Source organism: Pseudonocardia sp. CA-107938 (assembly GCF_050936315.1).
GTDB lineage: Bacteria > Actinomycetota > Actinomycetes > Mycobacteriales > Pseudonocardiaceae > Pseudonocardia.
On record NZ_JBNJNA010000002.1, the window covers coordinates 1,425,391 to 1,451,243 of the forward strand.

Consider the following 25,853-nt stretch of genomic DNA (forward strand, 5'->3'; position numbering starts at 1 on the left):
TTCTGTTATGTTGCCTGTGAGAGGGGAAGCATGGCGCCCGCGGTGCTGCATGACGACGAGACGCTGCAACGAACCACCCAACTGATCAACTTTCTGGCTCGCGTCACCGATGCCGCGAATCGCCATCCGCGGCGCGACATCTGCGCCGGATCTGCAGATTCGCGGCCACCGCTGATATGGCTCGACGACATCCCGGCCGGAATCGATGTTCGGCTCGACGCCGACGGCGATGAACCGATCCTCGCGATCAAGCCCGTCCCGCTCATCGCGCCGCCGGCCCCACCGGTTGAGCTGAGGGAGCGGATCAACCCCGAGAAGATCAACGACATCGATCGCGAGCCGGTGCTCGGCCCACCCGACACAGACGACGAGATGCCGGTAGCCGGCGAAGACCGGCTGCGGACATTGTTCGGTCGCTGGCTCGCCGGCTGGCGGGCTTGGGCAGCGGACGAGCGTCCGAGGCGCGCGCTTCGTCAGCTCTACGACCAGCTGGAAGCAGCGGCTAAGACGATGGAACAGCAGGACGACGCGTTCGAGTGCGTCATCGCCACGGGGTTGGTGTGCTGGCGGGCGAACGACGTCACGATCCGCCGGCACCTGCTGACCGAGCCGGTTCGACCCGCCATCGACCGGCGGACTGCGGAGGTTCGCGTCACGCGGGTCGGTGGCCGGCGCCGGATGGAGGACGCCGAGGTCTTCCACGATCAACCGTGTTACCTGCCCGAACGTGGCCGAGGACGCCGGGAGGCGATTCTCACCAGTGAGATGCCGATGGATTCCGGGGCGGTGCGGGACGAGCTTCACGAATGGCTCGGGCTGGCCATCACCGTGCCGGTGGACGCCGTCGCTGCGCGGATCCGGGAAGGCATGCCGCTACCTTCGCTCCCGCAGCTGTCCACGTCGCCGGCATTCCTGATGCGTCCGCGCAGTCAGGTCCTCGTGGCCGAGGCCTATCGCAGGATCGCTAATGAGCTGGCCGATCCCGGCGTAGCGGTACCCGTTGGGCTCGCGCAGTTGGTCGTCGACACCGAGCGCGCACAGCGGGACGGCTGGTTGGCGAGCCAGGGTGCCGACCGCGGCGACCTGCTCGGCGACGATCCGCTCTTCCCACTCGCGGCGAACGATGAGCAGCAGCGCGTGATGGAACTCCTGCGCACCGAGACCGGCGTCGTCGTGCAAGGCCCACCGGGCACCGGTAAGACCCACACCATCGCGAATCTCGTCTCGGCCCTGCTCGCCCGCGGCCAGCGGATCCTGGTCACGAGCCAGAAGGAGCAGGCGCTGAAGGTCCTGCGCGACCACATCCCCGAGGAGCTGCGCCATCTGTGCGTTCTGCTCGCCGGCGGCAGTCGCGACGCGGCAGCAGAACTGCAGAAGGGGCTCGACGCGTTCTCCTCGGCGCAGGCATCCGCCGATCGCCGCCGACTGCAGGAAGATGTGCTCCGGTACGCGACCGAGCGCGACAACCTCCGCGGCAGGTCCGTCTCGGTGAACCGTGAGATCGCTAACCTCCGCGCGGTCGAGAACCAGGTGCACGGCCCCGTGGTCGCCGGCTTCACGACCGACCGGTACTACGGACCGCTCGTGCAGATCGTGCGTGACGTCCAGCGCGAAGCCCCCCAGCACGACTGGATGCCACCGGTGCCTGCAGGCGTTCCCGACTTCCCGCCGCTGAACCATGCCGAGCTGCTCGAGTTGCTCGATCTCCTGCGGCAGCCGGAAACAGCACTCGCTGCGCGAGCGGGGCAACTGATCCCCGACCCCGACCAGCTGCCGTCACCTGGGCACCTGGCCGAACTGCGGGCCGCGATCGAGCACGCGACGACGATCGTGCATCGCGATGGCACCGCGTTGTCACGGCAGCTGGCCTCCCTCGGCGAACCGGAGCTGGGCCACCTCGAAACGCTTGGTGACCAGGTCGCGCGCGAGATGGTGGCATGCGGGTTGTCCCCGACGGGAACGCCGGGCCGTGCTCCGCAGTGGGTGGTGCGTGCGATCGGCGATCGGTTGGCCGGGCAGCGGGCCGGACTGTGGGGACACCTGTTGGAGGTGCCGGACGAGGCCCGGCAGCTGCAACGGCGGCTACAGGCGCAGGGCGTGCGGTTCGTCGTCGAGATCCCGGACATCACGGCCGCGAATCTCGGAACAGCCAAGGGTTGGATCAATACGGGGAGTGCTCTGCTCGGCCACGTCCGAGGTGGGGGAAAGTTCCGCAACTTGGTGCAGAAGAAGGTCCAGCGCGATGCCGAGCCGTTGATGCACGTAGTCCGGGTCGACGGTGCGGCTCCCAACAGTGCCGAGCAGTTGGCAGCGGTGCTGGAGCATCTCGCTGCCGCAGTGGCCGCCGTGCAGCTGGCGCAGAAGTGGGCTTACTCGGACGTACCGATCACCGGTAGCGGCTCGCTCCCTGCGCTGCTGTCCGAACTCGCCGACAACGCGGCCCGCCTCATGCAGGTGGAGAAGCTGGCGTCGGTCCACCGCGCAGTGGTCGAGCATCTGGGCCGTTGTGGCCTGTCGCTCGACTTGTCGACCGTGGCGTCGCTGGTCGAGATCCGCGCGGCTATCCCGGCCGCCCGACAGCAGCACGTGCTGTGGCGGGAAGAGCAGCGGTTGGACCAGTTCCAGCGGCACATCCGAGATCTTGCGACGGAACCGGGCTCCTGCGCCGAACTTGCCCAAGTGTTGTCCTCCGTCGTGTCAGCCGATCCGCGGGCGTACTCCGCGGCAGTCGACGCCGTGGCGGCGGCTCGGCGGGAGCAGGCAGCGCACCGGCGGCTGCAAGAACTGCACGGCCGGCTCGGTTCAGCGCATCCCGAGCTGGCCGCGCTGCTGCGGAACACCGCGCACGAGCCCGCCTGGAACCAGCGCATTGCGGCGGCCGCGGATGCCTGGGCCTGGTCGAAGGCGCAGCAGTTCGTCGCCCTGCAGCGCAACGCCGATCGTGAGCGCGAGTTGTTCAGCGAGTTCGAGCGGATCGACAGTCAGCTCAAGGTGGTCACCAAACGGCTGGTGCATGCCCATTCGATGGTGGCGCTGCTCGACCGGATGACCGACGCCCATGCCCGGGCGCTCAACAGCTATCGCGAGCACATGTCCAAGATCGGCGCAGGGACGGGCAAGAAGACCAGCGAGTTCCGCAAGGCCGCCCGCGCCGCGATGCGGAAGGCGCAGGATGCCGTACCGGCCTGGGTGGTGCCGCTGCCCACGCTCCTGGAGAACCTGGATGCGGAACGGGACCGGTTCGACGTCGTGATCGTCGACGAGGCCAGCCAGGTGGGCATCGAGCACCTCTACTTGCTGTGGATGGCGCCACGGGTGATCGTCGTCGGCGACGACAAGCAGTGCACGCCCGGGCCGGCGCGGCTCGGCGATCTGGCCACCCTGTTCAACCAGAGCGACGCTCTGATGCCCGACATCGACCACGACATCCGGCGACTGTTCACCCAGAAGAACAACCTCTACGGCGTGCTGTCGGCGCGCTCGGGCCGAGACGCGCTCATCCGGCTTCGGGAGCACTTCCGGTGCGTGCCGGAGATCATCAACTTCTCCTCGCAGAACTTCTATCCGGACAACTCCGGAAAGCCCGGCCTGATCCCGTTGCGCGAGCGGAAAGCCGGTGATCTGGAGCCGCTGAAGGTCGTGCACGTCGAGGATGCGGCAGCGGAAGGCCGGGACGATCGGAAGAAGAACCCGCGGGAGGCGAAGGCCATCGTCGAGGAGATGGGAGCCTGCCTGCGCGATGCCCGGTATGACGGCAAGTCGTTCGGGGTGATCGTGCTGCAGGGCCAAGGTCAGATCAAGCTGCTCCAGCACGAGATCAACGCGGCGATTCTCCTCGAGGATCGGGAACAGCGGAAGATCAGAGTGGGGAGCGCTGCCGATTTCCAGGGCGACGAGCGCGACATCATCTTCCTGTCGATGGTCGTGTCCGAGCGGCCGTACGCGATGACGGCCGAGTCTCACAACCAGTCCTACAACGTCGCCGCCAGCCGGGCCAAGGACCAGATGTGGCTGTTCGTTTCGGTGCCACGCGCAGAGCTCAAACCCGAGGATCTGCGGGCGAAGCTGCTCGACTACATGCTGAACCCGCCCTCGGTCTTCGGTGCGTCGCCGAGCCTGGACGAGGTCCCCGCGGATCGGCCGTGCGAGCCGTTCGACTCGATGTTCGAGCAACGGGTCTTCCGTGAGATCAAGCGGCGTGGCTATCACGTCGTCCCGCAGTACCAGGTCGGATCGCGGTGTCTCGATCTCGTGGTGTCGGGCGCCGGGGCAGTGGGCCGCATCGGCGTCGAGTGCGATGGCCATCACTGGCACACCTCGATCGACGATCAGCGCAATGACGCGCGACGTGACCTCGAACTCGCCCGACAGAGGTGGCAGGTCGTGCGGCTGCGCGAGAGCGAGTTCGAGTTCGATCCCGAGCGCGAGCTGCGCCGAGTGTGGGATCTCCTCGATGCACGCGGAATCATCCCGGCAGGAGCGGTCGAATGACGGTGACGGAGATCGAATTGGACGATGCGGTCCTGGAACGACTGGCCAGCATCATCTGCGGCGACGACGGGCCGTTCTACCGGCGCGGATTCGAGATCGTCAAGTTCTTCCGGGCTGCTGGCTGGTCGGTGCCGGACGAGGTGGACGTCGCACGCCGGGCATGGACGATCGCGCGCTTGCTGGAGGGAAAGGACGACGGCGTGGCGATGGCCCGGCTCGTTCTGCGGCTCGCCGATCGCCGTGAGTACCTGGGAGAGGACACCGCGCACACTCGAGTTCTCGACGATCTGAACGCGCTGCTGCAGATCGAGGGATACGCCATCGTCACCGAGCGAGGCCGACCGAAACTCGTCGAGGATGAGCAGGAGCTGGGCCGGATGGCGGCGCCCATCGAGCTGACAGCGAGCGTGAGTCAGATCGTGAGCGACAAAGAGTTCGGTGAGCAGCTGAGTCGACGGCTGGACGAAGCGCATCGCTGCTGGCAATCGGCCGCGCCGACGGCTGCGATCGTCATGCTCGGCAGCGTGCTAGAAGGCGTTCTCTACGACGTCGCCATCAGTCGGCATGACTCCGGCAAGGTGCCCACCGATCATCTCGAGTCCCTCATCAACATGGCCGGTGAGAATCGGTGGATCGCGAAGGACGTCGTCGACTACGCACATGTCCTCCGCGATCACCGCAATCTCGTGCACCCGAAGAAGCAGTGGAAGCAGGCTTACGCGCCGGAGGGCGATACGGTGGACATCGCATGGAGAGTGGTCGTGGCAGCGCTCAACGATCTCGCCGAGCTGGGCCCTCCGCTGCAGCGGTAGGCAGCGGCTCAGCCTGCGGCTGGCACAAGATCGCTTGCTGCGCCGCTCCACGAGACTCGCAGCCGCTCTCGTGCCCGCGTGCACGCGACGAACAACAAGCAGCGCTCCTGCTGCAGGTCGAGCACGTGGCGGACCGGGTCCTCCGCGACCGGGGTGACGGCCTTCTGCAGCGGGAACGAGCGCTTGCCCACGCCGACGACGGCGACGCACCGGAACTCGAGGCCCTTCATCCCGTGCATGGTGCTGATCCGCACGGCGTCGGGGGAGGGGTTGCCGGTCCGTAGCTCGGTGGTGCTGATCCCGTGGACGCCCAGTTCCTTGGCGATCGTGCGGGCGTGCGGGAACGTTCGCGCCACCACGACGATGTCCTCGGCGGCGACGCCGTCCTCGCGCCACTGCTCGATGGCCAGCGCGAGGTCCTCGGCCTCTCGGGCGGCGTTGGCCACTGGTGCGATCTCCGGTGGCTCGCCGTGCAGTGCTGAGTGGTAGCCGGTCAGCGAGTCGATTCCCTCGTCGAGGTCGGCGATCGCGGCGTCGCCGAGGATGCGCATCGACCACCGCAGGATCTCGGCGGTGGTCCGGTAGTTGATCCGCAGCTGGGCGGAACGGCCGCGGACGTCGATCCCGACCCGGCGCAGCGACACGTGATTGCCGTAGATCCGCTGGTGCGGGTCGCCGGTGAGGAACAAATCGTCGGGGCCGACGGCCGCGGCCGCACGCAGCAGCCGCCACTGCGCGGGATGCAGGTCCTGGATCTCGTCGACGACGACGTGCCGGAACGGTGGGCTCGGGCGAGCGGCGACGAGGCGCGCGGCCTCGTCGGCCACGGTCAGGAACGTCCACAGTCCATCCCGGCGGAGATCGGCCGCGAACTTGTCCAGGCGTGGCCAGATCTCCTGCTTCTGCCGCTTGGTCAGCCCGCGGCCACGGCCTCGGCGGGGTGCCACCAGGTAGTCATCGAGGGTGTGGACGTCGTTGGCCAGGACGACCTGGCGCCATTCCTCGAGGAGGAACGTCGCGGTGAAGGGGCCATCGGCGTTGAGGCGTTCGAGGAGCTGGTCGTCCTCAGCGATCGTGAAGTTGCCGTGTTCGGCGCGGACGACTCCCATCGCCCACCGGTCCACGTTGAGCACCGCGACCGCCCGCCGCTCGTCGGCGTCCAGCATGGTCTCGAGATCGCGTTCCAACGCTTCGGCCAAGGCCCGGGAGAACGACGTGAGCAGAACCGAGCGCGCCGGTAGCTCGCGGGTGGTGACCAGGTGCTTGACCCTGTGCAGCGCGACCACGGTCTTGCCGGTGCCGGGCCCGCCGGTCACCTGCGCGCTACCAGCGTACGACGGGCGGTAGGCCAGCTCGTCCTGCGACGGATGCAGGAAGACTCGCCACATCGCGATCGGCTTGTCGAGCAGCTCCAGCAGCTCGGCGGGACCGTCGACGAGCGCGATCCGGCCCTGTGTGCGTTCCACCGCGGCGACGATGTCGTCCTGGTCGATCGGCTCGTCGGGGATGCGCGGGGCGACGACGTCCGCCCACACCTGCTCCACGGTCATCCCGGTGGCGAGGCCGTAGAGGACCTCGTACTGGTTGACGGGGATGAAGGGTTCGACCGCCTCCAGCGCGGCGTCGTCGCTCAAAGTCCGGGCGAGCCGGCGCACCTGCTCGTCGATGCCCAGCCGGGCGAGGTCACCGTCGTCGACGTGAGCGAACAGCAGATCCGTCGTGGTGGGGATGACCTCGCTGGACAACTGTTCGATCATGGCGACGTCGCGCAGTTCAAGCACACCGGACACTTCGTTGACGGAGAACAACCGGCGGCGCGCCCAATCGACGGCCTCGTCGTGGCCCATCACCCGCATCAGCGTGTAGCGATCGCCGGACACGGGCGCGAGGACCACGCCGCGCCAGTAGTCCGTGATGCGGATCGTGCGCACGCGCTCGTCACGCATGTTGGTGAGCTTCTCGAGGTGCAGGCCGGCATGGGTGTGCTCGGTGAACTTCTTCAGCGCCGCGTCGGTCTGCTTCTGGATCGGCGGTTGCAGCTTGGCGTACTCGCGCAGGAAATCGACGTGGACGGCCAGCTGAGGCACGATCCGCCCTTCGGTCGGCAGCAGGAGCATCATCAGCTTGCCATCGATCTCGCGCATCTCCAGCGCCACTCGGCCCAGTGATCGACGGGCGGTCCGGGCCCAAGGGTGCCGCTACTCGCGCTCGTACCCCAGATCGGCCAGCGAGATGAACCGTGGCCGGCGTGGCCAGCGGCCGACTCGTGTCGCTGCGCTCGGGTGAAGGCTGTCTCCGATCAGCACGGTCAAGGCCCGCCGCCGCGGCCGCCCCGCCTCCTGCGAGATCAGGGCGGCGTAGTCGAGTACCTGGTCCACTGCACGATCGTCGATGAGGCCACGCTTCAACTCGACGATCACGTCGCGCTTGAAAGGGCCCCGCCCTCGCTCGTAGAGCAGATCCGCGCGCCTGCCGTTGGTGAACCGGAACTCCGCGGCCACCAGACGCAGGCCAGTGATGCCGGCAGCCTTCAGCGGGTCGGCGGCGCGTTCGAGGCGAGCCTGGATCTCGCGCTCGCGCCGGATGCGGTAGATCCCGTCAGCCGCCTGCTTGGCCAGCTGGTCAGGGCGGCGGCCGGCCAGCGCGACGAGGCGTGCCCAGATCTCAATGGGGGACGGCGAAGCTGGAGCGGACGAACCTGACCTTGACAGCCGACCACTGGCTGACGACGTCATCGTTCTTGATCACCGCCCAGGGGATGGGCTTCGCGAAGCGCTCGAGGATCTCGTACTGACACGCGGGCTTCCCGTGCAGCTCATCGCCTGGCAGGTCGAGTGGTTCCGGATCGGAGCGCACGACCGCGAAGTAGGCGATGTCCTTCTTCTCGGTGGATCGGTAGATGAGCGCCGTGTCGCCTGCCCGGGTCTCCGCGGAACACGTCCACCAGGCCGTCGGCGTGAATCCCTCCGACGGCTCGAGGTCCTTGCGCTCATCGCCGGCGTCATCGAGGTAGTACTTCGGACGAACCACCCACAACCAGTGACGCGCGTTCCGAACGGCGCGGGCGGATTGACTGTCTCCCGTCATCAGGACTGCGCTCGCATCCAGATCGTGTGCCGCTCTCGCCAGACGCTGTGGTGGTTGCCGGGGTGCGTCAGCGGGATCCAGTCGACCGCCTTTCCTCCCAGCCGTACCGTCCGCGCCGCACCATAGGCATCATCGGGGCGCAAGGTGACGGGTTCGACGGCCGCGAGAGCTGCGAAGACGTCCGCGGCCTCCTGTCCAAGAGTGATGACCCGATCGGCAGCTGCTTCGGCGAGTTGCCCGCGCAGCGAATCGGATTCCTCGGCGAGCGTGCGACGGACGAGAGCTGTCGGACTCGGCCGTGACGGGAGCGCGGCCGTCGACAGGCGCTGCGCTGCTGCGAACGGCTGGTACAGCTCGGCGATGCGCTGTCCTTGTGAGCCTGCGCCGGTCTTCGTGAAGTAGAACGGGAGGCAGTCCGTGAAGTAGGTGTCGCGCGGCGCCACGCGCAACGGGGTGAGGACGTCGTCCACGACGCTCCGCCCGGAGCTCCCATTGCCGCCAGCGTGCGAAATGGTTCCGTGCCCGTCACTCCATTCGGACACATCCAGCCATGCCGCGATGCGCTCAGCGGCGTCAGCTCCGTCCCAGAACACCTCGGGCTCGTCATCGACAGCGAGGGCGCCGATCGTCGCCCCGTCGGGCCGGCGCCACCGCACGTGCAGCGCACTGGGGTACACACCCAGCACGAACAGCTCCGCGCGGCCAGGGGGGCGCCGCGGACTTCGGCGCGTGGACGGCCGTCCGAACGGGAAGATGGCCGTCACGGGATGTCCTCCTCTGCGCTGACTCCACGAGGTCCGACGGACCGTAGCGGGCGCGGAGGATCTCCGCGAGATCAGTTCCCCGACCTGCAGAGGCTCAGGTAACGATGCTCCCTAACGCGCCCTTGGGGGTCGCGATCGCATCGTCGAGGTCGCCAGCGATCGCCCCCGCGCTGCCGCAGCTTCCGGGTCTTCGTGCTCCCAGATCCGCACCGGCGTCCAGCCGGCGGAGAGCACAGCGACGTCGGTGTCGTAGTCGCGCTGCACGATCGACGCGAACTTGCGCCTCCACCACTCGCGATTGGCGTGGGGGAGGTGCTGGTGGTCTGGGCAGGAGTGCCAGAAGCAGTCGTCGATGTAAACGGCGATAAGCCGCCGCGTTCAGTCCGGGATCCGGGTCAGGGCCCCGACGTCCAACCGCAGGCCGCCGGTGGTCCGCAGCCGTACCGGCGAATCCTCAAAGCTGTGGGGATCGGGCTGTTCCTCGCTGCGGCCGCCGTCGTCCGAGCTTGGCGATTGGGCCGACACGGTGCACGCTCGATACTTGCCGGACCACGACGAATCGTCCTGAGTGGACGCTGAAGTCGATCACCAATCTGACAACAGCTCTGACAACAACGCGGGCGCATCCGGGCCATCGGCAGCGCCACGGGTGCACGTTAGTGCCTGGTCAATGCGTTGCGGGGCTCGTCGATGACGACTTCACACCGAAGAGGTCACGCGACGCCGTGCCAGTCGACCGGTGTCGATGCCCGCGAAGATCGCCGGCGCGACGCTTCGAGCTACTTGTCGAGCCCAACCGATGGGTCAGCCCCATGAGATCCCCAGCACCCTCGATGGCCCAAGACGTGATCGGGCCGCCGCTCTGGCACGCCAGGACGTGCGCGTCGCCGTCGCCCTTGCCGATCCTGACGATGTTGGGTTCACCCAGACCCTGGCCGAAGCGCACGAGATCCTCCAGCGCTACCGCGCCGCCAGCAGCCATGCTCGTTTGGTCATCGCCGCCGCAGACGCTCGCCGCCTCGGCCACCATCACGCGCTGCCCGTCGAGTTCCTCCGCTACATGGCCGCGACCTTGTGGCGCAGCGACGAATGCTCAGTTCGAAGGCCGCTGCCTGCCGGATGGTTCGACCAGGCCCTCGAAGAGGTACATCCGGTCCGCCGAGCCCTGATGGCCGGGTACGCCTAGCTTGCGCGGGCCGTTGGCATGCAACTCCACGTCCGTGGAGATCGAGACGGGACGAGCTGGACGGGCCCGATGTCACACCATGGTCTGTCCGGCGCTGACGTTCACGGCCTCGCCGGTCAGCCCGGCCGCGTCCGGCGACAACAGCCATGAGACGGCGGCCGCGATCTCCTCGGCGGTCTGCACGCGCTGCAGCGGGATCTCGCGCTCGATGTAGGCGCGCACGGCGTCGGGCCCCCCGACGAAGTGCTCCTCGATCTGGCGGGTGGGCTCGGTGTCGACCGTCCCCGGGCAGACCGCGTTGACGGCGATCCCGTGCGGCCCCAGCTCTTTCGCCAGCACCTGGGTGAGCAGGTTGACCCCGGCCTTGGCCGCGCTGTAGGCGCCCATGTGCACGAACCCGACCTTCGACGCCTGGCTGGAGGTGTTGCAGATGCGTCCGGCGATGCCGGCGGCGAGCATCCGACGAGCGCACGCCCGCGACACCAGCCACGTCCCGACCAGGTTGACCTCCACCACCCGCCGGAACTCCGCGGCCGCGACCTCCACCAGCGGCGCGATCCCGAACCCGAGCGACGTGCCGCCCGCGACGTTGGCCACCAGGCTGATCGGCCCGAGGTCCGTGCTCGCCCGCTCGACAGCGGCCTCGACCTGGTCCTCGTCGGAGATGTCCGCCGAGACGGCCAGGGCGCGCCGCCCGAGGCCCCGGATCTCGGCGACCACCGCGTCGAGGTCCGGGCCGCCCGGGACGGCGGGGGCGGCCGGATCGGGCCGGTTCCCGGCGATGTCGACGCAGGCGACGTCGTGCCCGTCGGCGGCCAGGCGCAGCGCCACGGCGCGGCCGATCCCCCGCGGTCGGGCGGCCCCGGTCACCAGTGCGACTGCCATCTGTGCCTCACTCTCCGCGGTGCGCCGGTCGGACGTTGCCGTTCAGGTGGAAGACGTTGCTCGGGTCGTACCGGCGCTTGACCTCGGCCAGCCGGTCGTAGGTCGACGCGCCGTAGGCCTGCCGGACGCTGTCGACCCCGGCGTCGGCGAGGAAGTTCACGTAGCCGCCGTCCAAGGCGAACGGCGCGAACGCCGCCGCGGCCCGGCGCACCCACGCGGTGCCCGGCGCGTCCTCCTGCGGGGTCGCCCACGCCCCGACGGCGGTGAAGAAGTACGCCCCGGCCCGGTTGCCGAACGCGCTGTCGTGCTCGTCGACGCGCGGGACCTGGCCGCCCATCAGGTAGATCTCGATCAGGCTCAGGTCGCTGGTGCGCGAGCGGGCGTGCTCGATCGCCACGTCGACGATCTCGGGACGCAGGTCCGGCAGGTAGCCGGTCTTGCGGTAGTGGCGCACCCCCGCGGGCGCGGTCGCGTCGCCCATCGACTGCAGCGCCGTGAACGGCAGCGGCCCGATCATCTGAAGCGCCGGGTCCAGGGCGCGCAGCCCTGCGAGGACGCGCTCGCCGTCGGCCGCCGGCCCGGTCCAGCAGACCGCGACGGAGATCGCCGGCCGGCCGCGCAGGTCCGCAGGCAGCTCCGGGAGCGGTGGCGCACTGCCGAGCACGGCCATCATGCCCAGCTCGTCGGGTGCGTCCTGGCCGATGTCGGCGACGGTCGGCAGCACCTCGGCCGCGCGCTCCAGCGGCCACAGCGCGAACCCGCCCAGGACGGTCGGCCCCACCTCGTGGGCGCGGAAGGTGAACGCCGTGACGATCCCGAAGTTGCCACCGCCGCCACGCAGCGCCCAGAACAGGTCGGGGTGCTCGGTCGCGCTCGCGGTGATCACGTCGCCGGTCGCGGTGACGACCTGGCAGGCGAGCAGGTTGTCGATGGTCAGGCCGTGCTTGCGCATCAGCCAGCCCACCCCGCCGCCCAGGGTCAGCCCGCCCACCCCGGTGTCGGAGACCACGCCCGCGGGCACCGCGAGGCCGAACGCCTGGGTCTCCCGGTCGAGCTGGCCGAGCCGGGTCCCGCCCTGGACGACCACCGTGCGAGTTCCGGGATCGACGTGCACCGCGTGCATCGGCGACAGATCGAGCACGATCCCGTCGTCGCACGTGCCGGAGCCGGTGATGCCGTGCCCGCCGCAGCGGACGGCGACGTCGATGCCGCGGGACGTGGCGAACCGGATGCCGGCCACGACGTCCGCGACACCGGTGCAGGCCACGATCGCCGCCGGCCGGCGGTCGTACATGCCGTTCCAGACGCGGCGCCGCTCGTCGTAGGTCGGATCGCCGTCGACCACGACGGGCCCGCGCACGCTCGCGCGCAGCTCGTCGAGATCGACCGTGAGGGCAGTGGTGGTCATCGCCTACCTCCGATCCACCGGAACACCGGTGCGTGCCAGCAGGAACTCGCCGATCCGGGCGATCGCGCGGTGCGCCTCGGGCAGGTGCGCGAACAGGTGCCACACGTGCGGGACGCCGTCCCACACCTGCAGCGTCACCTCGACCCCGGCCGCCGACGCCAGGTCGGCCAGGCGCTGCGCGTCGGTGCGCAGCACCTCACCGCTGCCCACCTGGACCAGCAGCGGAGGCAGTCCGGTCAGGTCGGCGTTGACCGGGGACATCCGCGGATCCCGCGCGGAGGCCCCGGCCAGGTACCACTGCGCCGACAGCTGCAGCGTCTCGACGGTCACGAGCGGGTCCACCGCGTCGGGCGGGGCAGGCCGTCCGGCCACGTCGAGGTCCACCCACGGCGACAACGCGACCGCCGCGGCCGGCATCGCCACCCCCTCGTCACGCAACGCGACCAGCGCACCCAGCAGCAGGCTCCCGCCCGCCGAGTCGCCCAGCACGCCCAACCGCGCCGGATCGGCGCCGTGCTCGTCGAGCAGCCAGCGGTAGGCGGCCACGACGTCGTCGAACGCCGCGGGGAACGGGTGCTCGGGAGCCAGCCGGTAGTCCAGCACCAGCACGCTGGTGCGCGCGTGCGCCGAGATCGCGGCGGCGAGGCGCCGCCGGCCCGCCACCCCGCCGATGCAGAATCCGCCGCCGCGGACGAGCAGCGTCACCGCACGGTCCGGCACGCCTGGCGCCCGCACCCACTCGGCGGGCACCCCGCCCGCTACGACCGGATCGACACGTACCCCCGGTGGCGGTGGCCCGCCGAACGTCGCGGCCGAGCGCGCGCGTCGATCCGCCAGCGAGGCGTCTGGATCGGGCGGCGACGCGGCGAGTGCGGCCAGCAGTTCCGCCAGCTCGGCGCTGGGCCGGCCGCTCAGCTCACCCGTCGACATAGGTCGCCTCGACGGTGCCCAGCCCCGCGAACTCGCTGACGATCCGCTGCCCCGCCCTGACGGTGAGGATCCCGGCGACGGTGTGGTTGCCGATGATCTGGCCGGCGCGGACCCCGCCGCGCTCCCGCAGCAGGTCGACGCCGGTCGGCAGCAGCAGGAACGGATCGAACACCGGGTGGCCGCCGCGGACGTCGGAGATGATCTCGCCGTCGGCCGCGGTCACCACGCGCTGGCTGCGGAAGTCGATGCCGCGCCAGTCCGCGACCGGCTCACCGAGGACGAACCCGGCGTTCATGCTGTTGTCGGCGTACGCCTCGAACACCGCCTCCGGTGACCCGCCCAGCAGCTCGGAGATGTCGGAGAAGCGCAGGTCGAGGACCTCGAACGCCGGCACGGCAGCGACCGCGTCGGCCACCTCGTCGGCGGGGTAGGGCCGCTCGCGCGGCGGGAGGTCCCGCGTGGCCACGAAGACGACCTCGGGTTCGATCATCCGGAGCCGGGCGACCTGCGGCGGGATGTGCGCCGCGTTGGGCAGCACCTCGAACACCGGCGACACCAGGGCCGGCTGCCCGGCCTTGAACGGGAAGTAGGTCTTCCAGCCCGCCGCCGGTCGCGCCAGGCGTTCCGCGACGGCGTCGACGATCTGCTGCGCGTGGGCGACCGATGCCGGTCGACACGCCGGCGGCAGCCGGCTCAGCTGCGGCCCGCCCCGATGCACGGCGGCGAGCAGGTCGGCCGCCTCCGCCACGAGGTCGGGGGCCATCGGCGCGGCGGTCACTGCTCCTCTCCCCGCCGGGCCGGCGTCGCGGCCCACTCGTCCAGCGCCGCGTCCAGCCCGGCCACGAGACGGTCGAAGCTGCGATCCACGCTCTGCGGCAGCTCGAACACCCCGCCCTGCTCCAGCTCGACGAACCCATGGAGGGTGCTGCGGATCACCCGCATCGCGTCGACCGCGTCGTCACCGGTGATGCCGTAGCCCGTCAGCAGCGCGAACAGCACCTCGATCGCCCGTTGGGCGGCAGACCAGTACGCGGGATCGTCGAGATCGGCCGCCTCGACGGTCGCGGTGTAGCGGCCGGGGTGCTGCCGGGCCCACCTCCGGTAGGCCGCCGCGACCGAGGTCAGCGCCGCGGTTCGCGAGCGCCCGAGCGCCGCGGTGCGCAGCTCGTCACCGAAGTCGCGCAGCGCTGCGGCCGCGACCAGGCCGCGGAGCTTGGCGAGCCCGCCCACGTGCGAGTAGAGGCTCGGCGACGCCACCCCCAAGCGCTCCGCGACGGCGGCCAGCGTCAGTGCGTCGTATCCGATCTCGTCGGTCAGGTCGGCCGCCGCCGTCACGACGGCCTCGGTGGTCAGGTTCCTGCGTGCGGACTTCCGCGTGGTCACAGTGGTGCACTCCTTCGGGATGGCCCGTTCACGACCGGTCGGGCGGGTCGCCGCCCAGTAGCGCGATCTCGCGGTCGCGCAGGTCGGCGCGCCGCACCTTGCCCGCGTCGTCGCGCAGGGGCGTCGACACGCAGCGGAACGACCGCGGGATCTTGTAGCGGACGAGGCGCTCGGCCAGGAACGTCCGCAGCTCCTCGTCCGAGAGCGCGGCCGAGGTCTGCACGACGGCGTGCACCCGCTGCCCGAGGTCCCCGTCGGGCAGCCCCACCACCACGCAGCCGGTCACGTCGGGGTGGGCGGTCACCGCGGCCTCGACCTCGGCCGGGTAGATGTTGGCGCCGCCGCTGATGATCAGGTCGACCCGCCGGTCGTGCAGGTAGAGGTAGCCGTCGGCGTCCGTGGAGCCGAAGTCACCGATCGACTCCCAGCCGTCGCGCTCGCGCGCGTCGGCCCCGACGTAGCGGTAGGTCGGCGGGGTCCCGGGGTCGCGCCGCATGAAGATCTCACCGATCTCACCGGGGCCCAGCTCGGCGCCGTCCGGGCCGAGCACCCGCATCTCCCCGAGCGCGGGTCGGCCCACCGATCCGCGGTGCGCGAGCCACTCGGTGCCGCTGATCACGGTCACCGCCTGCCCCTCCGTGCCGCCGTACATCTCCATGAGCCGCTCGGGTCCGACGAGCTCGATCCACGCCTCCTTCAGCCACGCGGGGCACGGCGCCGCGGTGTGCCAGACGACGCGCAGCGAGCTCAGGTCGTAACGGCCGGGCTGCTCGTCGAGCACCCGCCAGATCCGCTGCATCATGGTGGGCACGAACTGCACCCAGTCGACCCGGTGCCGCTCGATCGCCTCGAGCGCCGCGACCGCGTCGAACCGGGGGAGCAGCACGACGTGGTTGCCCAGGAACGCACCCGTCGCCCCCATGATGAACGGCGCGTTGTGGTGCATCGGGCCGGGGACCAGCTGCACACCGCCCGGCCGCATGCCGACGCGCTCGGCCAGCTGCGAGGTCACCGCGCCGCTGGCACCGGCCACGATCAGCTTCGGCCGCCCGGTGCTGCCGCCGGAGGTCATCGCCTTCCACGACGGCGAGACGGCCACCGGGTCGATGGGTGCGGCGCTGACGGTCGGGTCGGGCTCGTACCCGCTCGGCAGCGCCGGCCGGTCGACGTCGTCGGCGGACGCACCGAGCACCAGGGCCGGATCGGCGAGCGCGATGATCTCGGCGCGCTCGGCCGCCGGCAGCGCCGGCGAGACGGGTTGCGGGACCGCGCCGAGCTTCCACACCGCGAACAGGGCCGCCACGAACTCGACGGAGTTCCCCAGCGCGATCGTGACGAACCGGCCCTGCGTGACGCCGAGGTCGCGGTAGACCCGAGCCAGCCGGTTGGCCTGCGCCTCCAGCTGGGCCCTGGTCACCGTCAGATCCCCGCACGTGATCATCGGGCGATCCGGCTCCGCGGCGGCCAGCGCGGTGAGCAGGGCGCCTGCCGGAACCGGCGCGGCGCCCAGGGTCGGCGCACTCACTGCGGCAGGTGGACCTGGTCGAGCAGGCCGATCTGCCCGGCGACGCCCATGGTGTCGAACTGCGTCCAGGCCTCGGCGATGCGGCCGTCGGCGAAGCGGGCGATCCCGATGAACGACGACCGCACCCGCCGGCCGGTCGCCGCGAAGTCCTGGCCGGGGGCCGGGAAGTTCCGCAGCGGGCCGTCGTGGGTGCCTTCGACGGTGAGCCGCGCGACGACCTTGTCGTCCTCGGCGACGATGTCCTCGATCGTCTCGGTCCAGTCCGGGAAGGCGGTGTGGATCGCCGAGATCAGCGCCTTGTGCTCGGCTGCCGTCAGCTGCTGCAGCGGCGTGCCCGGAACGTTGACGACGTACTCCGGGGTGACGAGCTCGTCGACCACGTCGAGCCGGCCCTCACCGGCCACCTCGCGGAACCACCGACGATAGGTCGCCTTGTTGTGCTCCTCCGACATGCCAGCCCTCCACCGTTGCAGGCTAATTATCTTCGCTAGAAACTAATAGTACTAGCTTCGGCTCTCCGGCACAACCGACGCCGCGATCCGCCGATGAGCGGCCGATGCACTGTCCGGCGAGTCAATCATCGGCCGCTGACCAGTGCCAATGCTCATATCGACATGGCAGCGATAAGCAGCGGGTATTGGTCGTCGCCTCGCCGCGGCGGCTACCGTCCACCGAGAGAAATGCATTCCGACCGTGGAGCCACGGAGGTATCGATGCCCGGTACGACGCACCCCGATTCGATCGCCGGCATCCGACGTTGGACGATCGGCGAGGCGACCGTCACGCGCGTGCTGGAACTGCCGCCGCTCGTCGCCGATCCGCAGCGCTTCCTCGCGACCGACCGGGCCACGATCCGCCGACACGACTGGCTGCAGCCGGAGTTCGCCGACGCCGAGGGCAACATCGTCCTGCACTTCCAGGCGTTCGTCATCGAGGCCGACGGCCGGCGGATCCTGGTCGATCCGTGCATCGGCAACGCCAAGCCGCGCACCCCGGCGTCGATGAACATGCTCGACGGGCCGTTCCTGGAGCACCTGGCCGCCGCCGGCTACCCCCGCGCCAGCATCGACCACGTGCTGTGCACGCACCTGCACACCGATCACTGCGGGTGGAACACGATGCTGGTCGACGGCACGTGGGTGCCGACGTTCCCGCAGGCCCGATACCTGTTCGTGGGGTCGGAGTACGAGTACCTGCGCCACGACGACCGCGGCGACGCGCCCGCCGTGCTGGCCGACTCGGTCCGCCCGGTCGTCGACGCCGGGCTCGTCACGATCGTGGGGCCCGACCACGTGGTCACCGAGAGCGTGCGACTGCTGCCCACGCCCGGGCACACTCCTGGACACAGTTCGATCCTCATCGCCTCCGGCGGCCGGGAGGCGATCATCAGCGGCGACGCGCTGCACCACCCCGTCCAGCTCGCCGCGCCCGCGATCGGCGATCACTTCAGCTGGGACGCCGAGCTCGCGGGGACGACCCGGCGGGAGCTCCTCGCCGACGTCGCGCAGCGGCAGGCGCTGCTCCTGGGCTCGCACTTCGCGGGCCCGACGGGGGTGTTCCTGGAGCCGGTCGGCGACGCCTGGCGAGCGGTGCCCGGCCCGGGCTGGGCGCGCGGCGCCCCGTAGCGGTCCCTGCCGGTGGTGATCAGGAGTACGAGAGGTGTCCCGATGCGAGCGGTCGGCCAGCGGGTCTTCGGCGGTCCCGAAGTGCTGCAGGAGATCGAACTGGAACGGCCGGAGGCGGCGGCGGGCGAGATTGTCGTGCGCGTCCGGGCGGCCGGGGTCAACCCGACCGACTGGAAGCACCGCGCCGGCCTGACCGGGCGGCCGACACCGGTGCCGGTACTGGGCTGGGACGTCTCCGGCACCGTGGCGCAGGTGGGCAGCGGGGTCACCCTGTTCGCCCCCGGCGACGACGTCTTCGGCATGCTGCCCTACCCGCGCCGGCCCGGCGGATACGCCGAGTACGCGACGGCCCCCACCCGCTCGTTCACCCGCGTCCCCGCGAACCTCGACCACGTCGGCGCCGCCGCGCTGCCGCTCGCCGCGCTCACCGCGCACCAGGCCCTCGTGGACACCGCGGACCTGCAGCCCGGGCAGCGGGTGCTAGTGCACGCCGCGGCCGGCGGGGTCGGCCACCTCGCCGTCCAGCTCGCGAAGGCACGTGGCGCGCACGTCATCGGCACCGCCGGCGCTGCCAAGCACGACCTGCTGCGCCGCCTCGGGGCCGACGAGCTGATCGACTACCGCACCACCGCCTTCGACGCGGTGCTCGACGGGATCGACGTGGTGCTGGACACCCTCGCCGGCGACGTGCGCACCCGCTCGCTGGAGGTCCTGCGCCCGGGCGGCATCCTGGTCTCGCTGGTGGCCGACGGCACCGAACCGGCCGCCGCGCGCCGGGCCGCCGCGCGGGGCGTGCGCATGGCCGGGCTGATGGTCGAGGCCGACCACGCCGGCATGCGCGCCGTCGCCGCGCTGGTCGAACAGGGCGAGCTGCGCCCGCACATCGCCGCGACCTTCCCCCTGGCCGATGCCGCCGCCGCACACGCGCTCGGGGAGCGAGGTCGAACCACGGGGAAGATCGTCCTGACCGTCGACTGACCGTCACCGGCCTCGCAGGGAAATACGTCGTCGTCGTGTCGTGACGCTGATTCCACGGGAATCCTCCGACGAACGTAACCGGCCGACCCCGCGACGACAAATGCCTGCTTCTTATCGCCGTCATGCCGGAAATGAACGTTGTCCGCGGGTGGGGCGAATGGTTGTATCGGCCGGCACGCAGGAATGAGGAGGACACCCATGGCGGAGCTGGCAGGGCGGGCGGCGATCGTGACGGGCGCCGGGGCCGGCATCGGACGGGCCATCGGGCAGGCGCTGGCCGCCCAGGGCGCGTTCGTGTGGGTGACCGACGCCGACGCGGCCGGGGCAGCCGAGACGGCCGCGGGGATCGAACAGGCCGGTGGCCGGGCGGAGGCGGTCCGGCTCGACGTGAGCGAGGAGGCGGCGTGGGAGGCCGCGCTCTCCCGCTGCGACGCGGCCACCGACGCGCTGACGGTGCTGGTCAACTGCGCGGGCACGGCCCGAGTCACCGACACGTTCTCGATGCCGCTCGCCGACTTCCGGCGCATCATGTCAGTGAACGTGGAGGGCACCTTCCTCGGCATGAAGCACGCCATTCCACGGATCGCCGACAACGGCGGCGGCGCCGTGGTCAACATCTCGTCCATCGCCGGGCTGAAAGGCATGGCGAGGTGGACGGCGTACTGCGGGTCGAAGGGCGCCATCCGCATGATGACCAAGGCGGTCGCCCTCGAGTGCGCGCAGCTGCGCAACGGCGTGCGGGTCAACTCGGTGCACCCGGGATTCGTGGACACCCCGTCGCTGCGCGCGGCGATCGCCGGCGGGCACCGGGCCGATCCGGCCCGCGGTTCAGTGCCGGCCGACCTGGACGAGGTGGCGAAGACCGCGGTGCCGATCGGCGTCGCGTGCTCGCCCGACGAGGTCGCGGCGACCGTGTGCTTCCTCGCGTCGGCCGGTGCGCGGCACATCACCGGCGCGGAGATCGTCGTCGACGGCGGCATGACGGCGGGCTGAGCCAGTGTCCCCATTCATGATCGACACCTACCGGGAGAGCGCCCCATGAAGATCGCCGACGGTCTGCACCGCATCGGCTCCGACATCATCAACTGCTACCTGGTGGTCACCGACGACGGCGTCACCGTGATCGACGCCGGCCTGCCCGGCTACTGGCGCTACCTGGAGGCCGAGCTGCACGGGCTGGGCCGCACGCTGCGCGACGTCCGGGCGCTGATCCTCACCCACGGCGACGGTGACCACATCGGGTTCGCCGCACGGATGCACCGGGAGCTGGGCATCGCCGCCCACATCCACGAGGCCGACGTGCCGCGGGCCCGGCTGGAGATCACCAAGCCGTACTCGGGCTGGGGTCCGGTGAAGGCCGGCCCGGCGGCCCGGTTCATCTGGTACTCGGTGCGCCACGGAGGCCTGCGCATCCCGCCCGCGACCGGTCTGCAGACCTTCACCGGCGACCAGCAGCTCGACGTGCCGGGGACGCCGCGGCTGATCCACGTGCCGGGTCACACCCCCGGCAGCGTGGCGGTGCACGTGCCGGCCGTGGACGCGCTGTTCCTCGGCGACATCTTCACGACCCGGCACGTGATGACCGGCGCCCGAGGCCCGCAACCCGCCCCGTTCACCATCGACCCGGAGCAGGCGGCCACGTCGCTGCTGCGGCTCGCCGACGTCGACGCGACCTGGGTCCTGCCCGGGCACGGGCCGGCGTGGGACGGCGGCGCGGCCGAGGCGGTGCGGCTCATCGGGCAGGCCGCCGCCCGGTGAGCGGCGTACTCACCGCACCCGGGCGCGGTTCCAGGAGGCCAGCACCGCGTCGCACACGTCGGTCAGCCGGTCGAAGCTGCGGGTGAGGTCCCGGTCCAGCTCGAAGGCGCCTGCGCATTCGAGGGAGGAGAACCCGTGCAGGGCGCTGCGCACGAACCGGATCGCGTCGATCGCGTCGTCACCGGTGATGCCGTAGCCCTCGACCACGGCCTCCAGCACCGCGAGCACCCGGTTCGCCGCGGCGACGTGCTCGGCGGACCCGCGTGTGGGCACCCGCGACAGCGCGGCGTACCGGCCGGGGTGGTCGCGCGCCCAGGTCCGGGAGGTGGTCAGCAGCGCCCGGACGGCGGCTCCGGTCGACCGGCCCATCACCGCCCGCTCCAGGTCGGTCCGGTAGTCGTCGAGCGCGGCGACGGCGATGGCCTGGCGCAGGTCGTCCTGCCCGGTGACGTGCTTGAAGACGCTGGGGCCTGCGACGCCGAACCGCCGGGCTAGCGCGGCCAGCGTCACGTTGTCGTAGCCGATCTCGTCGGCGAGTCGCCCGGCCTCCTCGGTCAGGCGCTGCCTCGTGAGGCCGACTCTCGGCACGACTCCTCCTGTGCTTGTTCTGTCGCGCCTGCGGCGCTCCGGCTCGGCGTGCCTGGCGACGAGCGTATCCGGCGCTCGACTCTCGCCAGAGAAGCTACTATCATTAGGTTATAGCTATATGGAGTTCTGCTCCGGCTAACGTGGATTGGTCGCCGGAGCCCGATCGCAGGAGGTCGCCATGGCGACGGCGTCAGAGAATCACCAGCTGCTGTCCGACTACTACGCGGCGTACGGGTCCGGCGGGCCGGAGGGACTCGCCCGGATGGCCGCCTTCTACGCGGAGAACAAGCCGTCCTACACCGCGGGGAACTCGGAGCTGTCCGGCGAGACCAACAGCCCCGAGGAGTCGCTGAAGGTCATGCGGCGCCTGCAGGAGCTCAGCGGCGGCAACATCACCTTCGCGGCCCCGCCGACCGTCCTGGTGGCCGGCGACGCGGTGGTGGCGCTGCTGGTCCACGAGAAGCACGCGCGCATCGGCCGTCCCGAGCTGGTCGTTCCGCGCCTGTACGTCTACGAGATCGCCGACGGCAAGATCAGCAAGTCGTTCGGCTGGCAACTGGAGGCGAAGGCCTTCGACGAGTACTACCCGCGCGGGTAGCGGCGCGTCAGCGCCGACGGACCCGCGGCCTCAGTACGTGGTAGCTGCCCCGACAACCCCGAGGACACACCATGATCTCCGACAACGCTGTTGGATCGACGAGCCCCACCACTGCCCGGACTCCTACGCGGGACCGGGTTCCGCTGCTCGTGGCACTGCTGCTCAGCACCGGCGTCGCCTCCGACATCCAGAGCGTGTCGCTGTCCCCCATGGTGGGGACGATGACCGCCGACCTGTCGTTGAGCAGTGCCCAGACCAGTTGGGCGCTCAACGCGTTCATGCTCGCGGGAGCGATGGGCGTGGGCATCACGTCACGGCTCGGTGACCTGATCGGGCACCGCAAGGTGCTGCTGCCCATGCTGGTGCTCGGGCTGGTCGGCGCCGTTCTCGGGGCACTGGCGAACGGGTTCGGCATGCTGGTCGTCGGCCGGTTCCTGATGGGCCTCGCGGTCGCGACCCCATTGGCGTGGGGTCTGCTGCGCGCCAGGGCGAGTGCCGTGCAGATCCGGTCGGCGGGGCTGTCGTTGGGCACCACCGTCGCGATACTGACGCCGCTCTCGCTGCTGCTCGGCGGCGCGCTGGTCGCGGCCGGCATGGACTGGAAGGTCATCTTCTGGATCATCGCCGCGTCGTACGTCGCGATGCTCGCCTTCGCGCTGTGGGCGCCCGAGACCCCGGAGCGCTCGCGTGCCCGGGCCCGACTGGACTGGCCGGGAGCGCTCGGGCTCGGGATCTGGTTGTCCGCGCTGCTGTTCGCGATCAGCGAGGGGAACTCGGCAGGCTGGGGGTCCGCGCTGGTGATGAGCTTGCTGGGGGCGTTCGTGGTCGTGTTCGTGGCGTGGCTGTGGCAGCAGCGCCGGGCGCCGGCGCCGATCCTGGACTTCCGCGACATGGACGTGCGGCAGATGGTCGCGGGCTTCGTCGCCATGTTCGCGACGATCGTCGTGTCGTTCGCCCTCTACATCCTGTTGCCGATCATGCTGCACGCACCGGTGGAGACCGGGTACGGCCGCGGTGCGGGGCCGCTGGATGCGGCCCTGCCGCTGATCATGATCCTGCCCGGGTCGTTCCTGGCCGCGGCGGTGGGCAAGGCGCTGCTGGTGCGGTGGGGGCCGCGGGCGCCGATGGTGATCGGTGGGCTGGCCACGACGGGCGCGTTCCTCGGGCTGAGCCTGCTGCACGACGCGGCCTGGCAGCCCTACCTGTGGGTGTTCGTCTACGGAGTGGGCGTCGTCATGTGCTTCAACCTCGCCTGGTCGCTGGTGGCCGCGTCCGGGCGGCAGGACAACACGTCGATCACCTTCGGGGTGGCGACGGCCGGGCAGATGGTGACCGCCGCGATCGTGAGCGCCGTGGTCCTCGCCGCCCTCGACCTCGGCTCGGGTGCGCTGCCGTCCGCCTCGGTGTTCGCATGGCTCTTCGCGGGCAGCGCTGCCGTGGCACTGCTGTTCTTCGTGATCTTCGGGCTCACCGTGGTCCCCAGGCGGCTCGAGGACCGGCACGCTGCCGGCTGAACCGGCGCCAGACGTCCGAGCCTCACCAGCCGCCATCGTCGCGATCCTCGGAATGGAGTGCTTCGAGCCGAGGAACGCCTCGCGCCCGAGTGAACCAGCGCCCGGTGTCGCGGACAACGCTCGATTTCGGCATGGCTGAGATAAGCAGGAAGTATTTGTCGTTCCTGCTCCGATCTGGTTGTGTCCTGGGCGAACAATGAGTACGGGAGCGGACAGGACGACATGACGACGACGTATGTTCCATGCGAGTTCCTCGAACTCGACCACCCGCGCGACGGAATACTCCGGGTGACGCTCAACCGCCCGGAGAAGCGGAACGCGATGAGCAACGAGCTGCGGACGGAGCTCTTCGCCGTGCTCGAGCAGGCGGATGCCGACGACGAGGTCCGCGTGATCATCCTGCGCGGCGCCGGGACGTGCTTCTCCTCCGGCTACGACCTCACGCAGGGCGCGGCGGCGGCCGACGGGGTGCGAGCCACCAGGCCCACCCCGTACTACACGGCGCGCGGGATCGGCTACTGGGCCCGGCACGTCGTGGAGGGCTGCTTCCACCTGTGGGACCTCGCGACGCCGTTGATCGCCCAGGTCCACGGGTACTGCCTCGCCGGCGGCACCGAGCTCGCGGCGTCGTGCGACCTCGTCTACGTCGCCGACGACGCCGAGATCGGCTACCCGCCCATCCGGCTGATGAGCCCACCCGACAACCAGGTCTTCCCGTGGCTGATGGGCATGCGCCCGGCGATGGAGATGATGCTCACCGGGGACTCGATCTCCGGGGTCGAGGCGGCCCGCCTGGGGTTCGCGAACCGCTCCTTCCCGGCAGCAGACCTCGAGCAGGCTGTCCTCGACGTCGCCGAGCGCGTCGCCAAGGTGCCGCCCAACCTCCAGCAGATGAACAAGCGCGCGCTGCACCGCCAGATGGAGGCGATGGGGATCCGCACCGGGGTCCGCGCCGGCACCGAGGTGCAGGCACAGGCCTGGTTCACGCCCGAGGTCGTCGCGTACGTCGAGGAGATGCGCAGGGGCATCACCAGCGCGCTCGATCGGCGTGACGGCCAGTTCGGCGACTACCGCACGACCGGTCGTTCGGTTGTGGCAGCGGAGCGGAGCAGCTGACGATGGCGACGCCCAGCGAGAACTTCCAGCTGCTGGTCGACTACTACGCCGCGCACGGGGACGGCGGGCCCGAGAGCGTGGAGCGCATGGCGAGCTTCTACGCCGAGGACAAGCCGGCGTACATCGCCGGCAACTCCGCGCTGTCGGGCACGGTGCGCAACACCGAAGAGGCGAAGGAGTACCTGCTCCGCCTGCAGGAGCTGAACGGCGGGAAGGTCGAGCTCGTCGGGACGCCGACCATCCTGCTGGCCGGCGACGCGGTGGTCGCCGCACTCATCCACCAGAGGCACACCCGCCCCGGCCAGCCGGAGATCATCGTGCCGCGCCTGTGCGTCTACGAGATCGCCGACGGCAAGTTGGCCAAGGCGTTCGTGTGGCAGCTGGAGTCGGAGGTCTTCGACGCCTACTACCCGAAGGAGGACTGAGCCGTGGACCGCGTGAGCGCCGACCGAGCCGCCGACCTGCTGATCTCGCTGTACCGCGGCGCGGCCGAGCAGCCGGTGAAGGGATTCCCCGAGGACTGCAGCCCCGAGTCCTTCTTCGACGTGCAGATGATCCTCGACGGCCTCGTCGCCCGGCTCGGCAGGCCCGTTCAGGGCTGGAAGCTCTACTTCCCGTTCAAGGCCGGACAGCCCAACCTGGTTGCGCCGATCGTCAACGTCGTCCGCTCCGGCGAGCCGATCACGTCCGACATGTCCCGGTTGCGGATCTGGGAGCCGGAGATCGTGTTCCGCGCCAAGACCGACCTGCCCCCGCGGGCCGAGCCCTACACCTACGACGAAGTGGTGACGGCAGTCGACGCGGTACCTGCGATCGAGTTCCTCGCCACGCGATTCGACGTCGACGACCTCGACGAACTGGCCGGCCGCACGTTCGAGCGGTACGCCGACAACACGTTGAGCGGCGGGTTCGTGGTGGGTGCGCCCTACCCGGACTGGCGGTCGCTCGACTACCGCCGGTTGCGGATCGTCTCGACCGAGGACGGCGAGACGGTCGGCGACATCCGCGGCGGGCACCCGGTCGTCGATCCCTTCATCCTCGTGTTCGTCGGCGCGAACACCGCGCGCGAGCGGGCGGGGATCCGGGCCGGCCAGATCCTGGCGACGCTGTCGCCCTCGCCGCTGCTGGCCGCCGGCCCGAACGCCGCGATCAGCGCTCGGTTCGAGGGCCTCGGCGAGGTCGCGACCACTTTCGACTACTGATGG

24 protein-coding genes are annotated in these 25,853 nt (G+C 70.5%); 12 read left to right on the forward strand and 12 right to left on the reverse strand.

The window, feature by feature from the left end; genetic code table 11:
- Positions 1 to 30: 30 nt before the first annotated feature.
- Entirely contained in the window at positions 31 to 4,491 is a 4,461-nt protein-coding gene (locus tag ACQEVB_RS39670; protein WP_432984732.1) for an AAA domain-containing protein, read from the forward strand.
- Positions 4,488 to 5,303, forward strand: a complete 816-nt coding sequence (locus tag ACQEVB_RS39675) for a hypothetical protein (protein WP_432984735.1) — start codon at positions 4,488 to 4,490, stop codon at positions 5,301 to 5,303. The genes ACQEVB_RS39670 and ACQEVB_RS39675 overlap by 4 nt, the downstream gene beginning before the upstream one ends.
- Before the next feature lie 8 nt (positions 5,304 to 5,311).
- On the opposite strand, the gene ACQEVB_RS39680 is transcribed toward ACQEVB_RS39675, so the two are convergent.
- Genes ACQEVB_RS39680 through ACQEVB_RS39695 form a run of 4 tightly spaced genes read right to left on the reverse strand, consistent with a single transcriptional unit; the run spans position 5,312 to position 9,076 of the window.
- Complete coding sequence (locus ACQEVB_RS39680) at positions 5,312 to 7,447, reverse strand: 3'-5' exonuclease (RefSeq protein ID WP_432984737.1); 2,136 nt, start codon at positions 7,445 to 7,447, stop codon at positions 5,312 to 5,314.
- A gap of 54 nt (positions 7,448 to 7,501) precedes the next feature.
- Positions 7,502 to 8,038, reverse strand: a complete 537-nt coding sequence (locus ACQEVB_RS39685) for a hypothetical protein (RefSeq protein WP_432984739.1) — start codon at positions 8,036 to 8,038, stop codon at positions 7,502 to 7,504.
- On the reverse strand, positions 7,968 to 8,390 hold the full coding sequence (locus ACQEVB_RS39690) for a hypothetical protein (protein WP_432984741.1): 423 nt from the start codon (positions 8,388 to 8,390) through the stop codon (positions 7,968 to 7,970). The genes ACQEVB_RS39685 and ACQEVB_RS39690 overlap by 71 nt, the downstream gene beginning before the upstream one ends.
- Positions 8,390 to 9,076, reverse strand: coding sequence for a hypothetical protein (locus ACQEVB_RS39695; protein WP_432984743.1), 687 nt, complete (start codon positions 9,074 to 9,076; stop codon positions 8,390 to 8,392). The genes ACQEVB_RS39690 and ACQEVB_RS39695 overlap by 1 nt, the downstream gene beginning before the upstream one ends.
- Positions 9,077 to 10,031: 955 nt before the next feature.
- Here ACQEVB_RS39695 and ACQEVB_RS39700 point away from each other — a divergent pair.
- On the forward strand, positions 10,032 to 10,340 hold the full coding sequence (locus ACQEVB_RS39700) for a hypothetical protein (protein ID WP_432984745.1): 309 nt from the start codon (positions 10,032 to 10,034) through the stop codon (positions 10,338 to 10,340).
- Positions 10,341 to 10,412: 72 nt separating this feature from the next.
- On the opposite strand, the gene ACQEVB_RS39705 is transcribed toward ACQEVB_RS39700, so the two are convergent.
- Genes ACQEVB_RS39705 through ACQEVB_RS39735 form a run of 7 tightly spaced genes read right to left on the reverse strand, consistent with a single transcriptional unit; the run spans position 10,413 to position 16,923 of the window.
- Positions 10,413 to 11,225: an SDR family NAD(P)-dependent oxidoreductase gene (locus ACQEVB_RS39705; protein ID WP_432984747.1), complete on the reverse strand. Its 813-nt coding sequence runs from the start codon at positions 11,223 to 11,225 to the stop codon at positions 10,413 to 10,415.
- Positions 11,226 to 11,232: 7 nt separating this feature from the next.
- Positions 11,233 to 12,633 carry an FAD-binding oxidoreductase gene (locus tag ACQEVB_RS39710; protein WP_432984749.1) on the reverse strand — a complete coding sequence of 467 codons (1,401 nt, stop codon included), beginning with the start codon at positions 12,631 to 12,633 and terminating at the stop codon, positions 11,233 to 11,235.
- A 3-nt stretch (positions 12,634 to 12,636) separates the two neighbouring features.
- The gene (locus tag ACQEVB_RS39715; RefSeq protein ID WP_432984751.1) at positions 12,637 to 13,563 is read right to left on the reverse strand and encodes an alpha/beta hydrolase; all 927 of its coding nucleotides are present in this window, start codon (positions 13,561 to 13,563) and stop codon (positions 12,637 to 12,639) included.
- Positions 13,550 to 14,341 (reverse strand): hypothetical protein, encoded by a 792-nt coding sequence (locus ACQEVB_RS39720; RefSeq protein WP_432984753.1) that lies wholly within the window; start codon positions 14,339 to 14,341, stop codon positions 13,550 to 13,552. Before ACQEVB_RS39720 ends, ACQEVB_RS39715 begins: the two co-directional genes overlap by 14 nt.
- Positions 14,338 to 14,946, reverse strand: coding sequence for a TetR/AcrR family transcriptional regulator (locus ACQEVB_RS39725; RefSeq protein WP_432984755.1), 609 nt, complete (start codon positions 14,944 to 14,946; stop codon positions 14,338 to 14,340). Before ACQEVB_RS39725 ends, ACQEVB_RS39720 begins: the two co-directional genes overlap by 4 nt.
- A gap of 28 nt (positions 14,947 to 14,974) precedes the next feature.
- A complete protein-coding gene (locus ACQEVB_RS39730; RefSeq protein ID WP_432984757.1) occupies positions 14,975 to 16,471 on the reverse strand; it encodes an AMP-binding protein in 1,497 nt (498 codons plus the stop codon).
- Positions 16,468 to 16,923: an ester cyclase gene (locus tag ACQEVB_RS39735; RefSeq protein ID WP_432984759.1), complete on the reverse strand. Its 456-nt coding sequence runs from the start codon at positions 16,921 to 16,923 to the stop codon at positions 16,468 to 16,470. The genes ACQEVB_RS39730 and ACQEVB_RS39735 overlap by 4 nt, the downstream gene beginning before the upstream one ends.
- Before the next feature lie 261 nt (positions 16,924 to 17,184).
- On the opposite strand from ACQEVB_RS39735, the gene ACQEVB_RS39740 reads away from it, so the two are divergent.
- The 4 genes from ACQEVB_RS39740 to ACQEVB_RS39755 all read left to right on the forward strand — a co-directional run bounded on the left by ACQEVB_RS39740 (position 17,185) and on the right by ACQEVB_RS39755 (position 20,832).
- A complete protein-coding gene (locus ACQEVB_RS39740) occupies positions 17,185 to 18,096 on the forward strand; it encodes an MBL fold metallo-hydrolase (protein WP_432984761.1) in 912 nt (303 codons plus the stop codon).
- A gap of 42 nt (positions 18,097 to 18,138) precedes the next feature.
- Complete coding sequence (locus tag ACQEVB_RS39745) at positions 18,139 to 19,074, forward strand: NADP-dependent oxidoreductase (protein ID WP_432984764.1); 936 nt, start codon at positions 18,139 to 18,141, stop codon at positions 19,072 to 19,074.
- 198 nt (positions 19,075 to 19,272) lie between these two features.
- Entirely contained in the window at positions 19,273 to 20,067 is a 795-nt protein-coding gene (locus ACQEVB_RS39750) for an SDR family NAD(P)-dependent oxidoreductase (RefSeq protein WP_432984767.1), read from the forward strand.
- A 45-nt stretch (positions 20,068 to 20,112) separates the two neighbouring features.
- Positions 20,113 to 20,832, forward strand: a complete 720-nt coding sequence (locus ACQEVB_RS39755) for an MBL fold metallo-hydrolase (protein WP_432984770.1) — start codon at positions 20,113 to 20,115, stop codon at positions 20,830 to 20,832.
- Positions 20,833 to 20,841: 9 nt separating this feature from the next.
- Here ACQEVB_RS39755 and ACQEVB_RS39760 read toward each other — a convergent pair whose 3' ends face one another.
- On the reverse strand, positions 20,842 to 21,420 hold the full coding sequence (locus ACQEVB_RS39760; RefSeq protein ID WP_432984773.1) for a TetR/AcrR family transcriptional regulator: 579 nt from the start codon (positions 21,418 to 21,420) through the stop codon (positions 20,842 to 20,844).
- 178 nt (positions 21,421 to 21,598) lie between these two features.
- Here ACQEVB_RS39760 and ACQEVB_RS39765 point away from each other — a divergent pair, with 178 nt between their 5' ends.
- The 5 genes from ACQEVB_RS39765 (at position 21,599) to ACQEVB_RS39785 (ending at position 25,850) form a co-directional block, all read left to right on the forward strand.
- On the forward strand, positions 21,599 to 22,018 hold the full coding sequence (locus ACQEVB_RS39765; protein WP_432984776.1) for a nuclear transport factor 2 family protein: 420 nt from the start codon (positions 21,599 to 21,601) through the stop codon (positions 22,016 to 22,018).
- A gap of 71 nt (positions 22,019 to 22,089) precedes the next feature.
- The gene (locus tag ACQEVB_RS39770; RefSeq protein ID WP_432984779.1) at positions 22,090 to 23,532 is read left to right on the forward strand and encodes an MFS transporter; all 1,443 of its coding nucleotides are present in this window, start codon (positions 22,090 to 22,092) and stop codon (positions 23,530 to 23,532) included.
- Between the two features lie 222 nt (positions 23,533 to 23,754).
- Positions 23,755 to 24,648, forward strand: a complete 894-nt coding sequence (locus tag ACQEVB_RS39775; RefSeq protein ID WP_432984782.1) for an enoyl-CoA hydratase-related protein — start codon at positions 23,755 to 23,757, stop codon at positions 24,646 to 24,648.
- Positions 24,649 to 24,650: 2 nt separating this feature from the next.
- Entirely contained in the window at positions 24,651 to 25,073 is a 423-nt protein-coding gene (locus ACQEVB_RS39780; RefSeq protein WP_432984785.1) for a hypothetical protein, read from the forward strand.
- A 3-nt stretch (positions 25,074 to 25,076) separates the two neighbouring features.
- Positions 25,077 to 25,850: a hypothetical protein gene (locus tag ACQEVB_RS39785; protein ID WP_432984788.1), complete on the forward strand. Its 774-nt coding sequence runs from the start codon at positions 25,077 to 25,079 to the stop codon at positions 25,848 to 25,850.
- The last annotated feature ends 3 nt before the right edge of the window (positions 25,851 to 25,853 follow it).

Coding starts and splice junctions, on each gene's coding strand:
- ACQEVB_RS39770 (WP_432984779.1), top strand. CDS start 22,090: ATGATCTCCGACAACGCTGTTGGATCGACGAGCCCCACCACTGCCCGG.
- ACQEVB_RS39740 (WP_432984761.1), top strand. CDS start 17,185: ATGCCCGGTACGACGCACCCCGATTCGATCGCCGGCATCCGACGTTGG.
- ACQEVB_RS39680 (WP_432984737.1), bottom strand. CDS start 7,447: ATGCGCGAGATCGATGGCAAGCTGATGATGCTCCTGCTGCCGACCGAA.
- ACQEVB_RS39685 (WP_432984739.1), bottom strand. CDS start 8,038: ATGACGTCGTCAGCCAGTGGTCGGCTGTCAAGGTCAGGTTCGTCCGCT.
- ACQEVB_RS39755 (WP_432984770.1), top strand. CDS start 20,113: ATGAAGATCGCCGACGGTCTGCACCGCATCGGCTCCGACATCATCAAC.
- ACQEVB_RS39675 (WP_432984735.1), top strand. CDS start 4,488: ATGACGGTGACGGAGATCGAATTGGACGATGCGGTCCTGGAACGACTG.
- ACQEVB_RS39710 (WP_432984749.1), bottom strand. CDS start 12,633: ATGACCACCACTGCCCTCACGGTCGATCTCGACGAGCTGCGCGCGAGC.
- ACQEVB_RS39745 (WP_432984764.1), top strand. CDS start 18,139: ATGCGAGCGGTCGGCCAGCGGGTCTTCGGCGGTCCCGAAGTGCTGCAG.
- ACQEVB_RS39715 (WP_432984751.1), bottom strand. CDS start 13,563: ATGTCGACGGGTGAGCTGAGCGGCCGGCCCAGCGCCGAGCTGGCGGAA.
- ACQEVB_RS39705 (WP_432984747.1), bottom strand. CDS start 11,225: ATGGCAGTCGCACTGGTGACCGGGGCCGCCCGACCGCGGGGGATCGGC.
- ACQEVB_RS39690 (WP_432984741.1), bottom strand. CDS start 8,390: ATGACGGGAGACAGTCAATCCGCCCGCGCCGTTCGGAACGCGCGTCAC.
- ACQEVB_RS39670 (WP_432984732.1), top strand. CDS start 31: ATGGCGCCCGCGGTGCTGCATGACGACGAGACGCTGCAACGAACCACC.
- ACQEVB_RS39765 (WP_432984776.1), top strand. CDS start 21,599: ATGGCGACGGCGTCAGAGAATCACCAGCTGCTGTCCGACTACTACGCG.
- ACQEVB_RS39775 (WP_432984782.1), top strand. CDS start 23,755: ATGACGACGACGTATGTTCCATGCGAGTTCCTCGAACTCGACCACCCG.
- ACQEVB_RS39780 (WP_432984785.1), top strand. CDS start 24,651: ATGGCGACGCCCAGCGAGAACTTCCAGCTGCTGGTCGACTACTACGCC.
- ACQEVB_RS39750 (WP_432984767.1), top strand. CDS start 19,273: ATGGCGGAGCTGGCAGGGCGGGCGGCGATCGTGACGGGCGCCGGGGCC.
- ACQEVB_RS39735 (WP_432984759.1), bottom strand. CDS start 16,923: ATGTCGGAGGAGCACAACAAGGCGACCTATCGTCGGTGGTTCCGCGAG.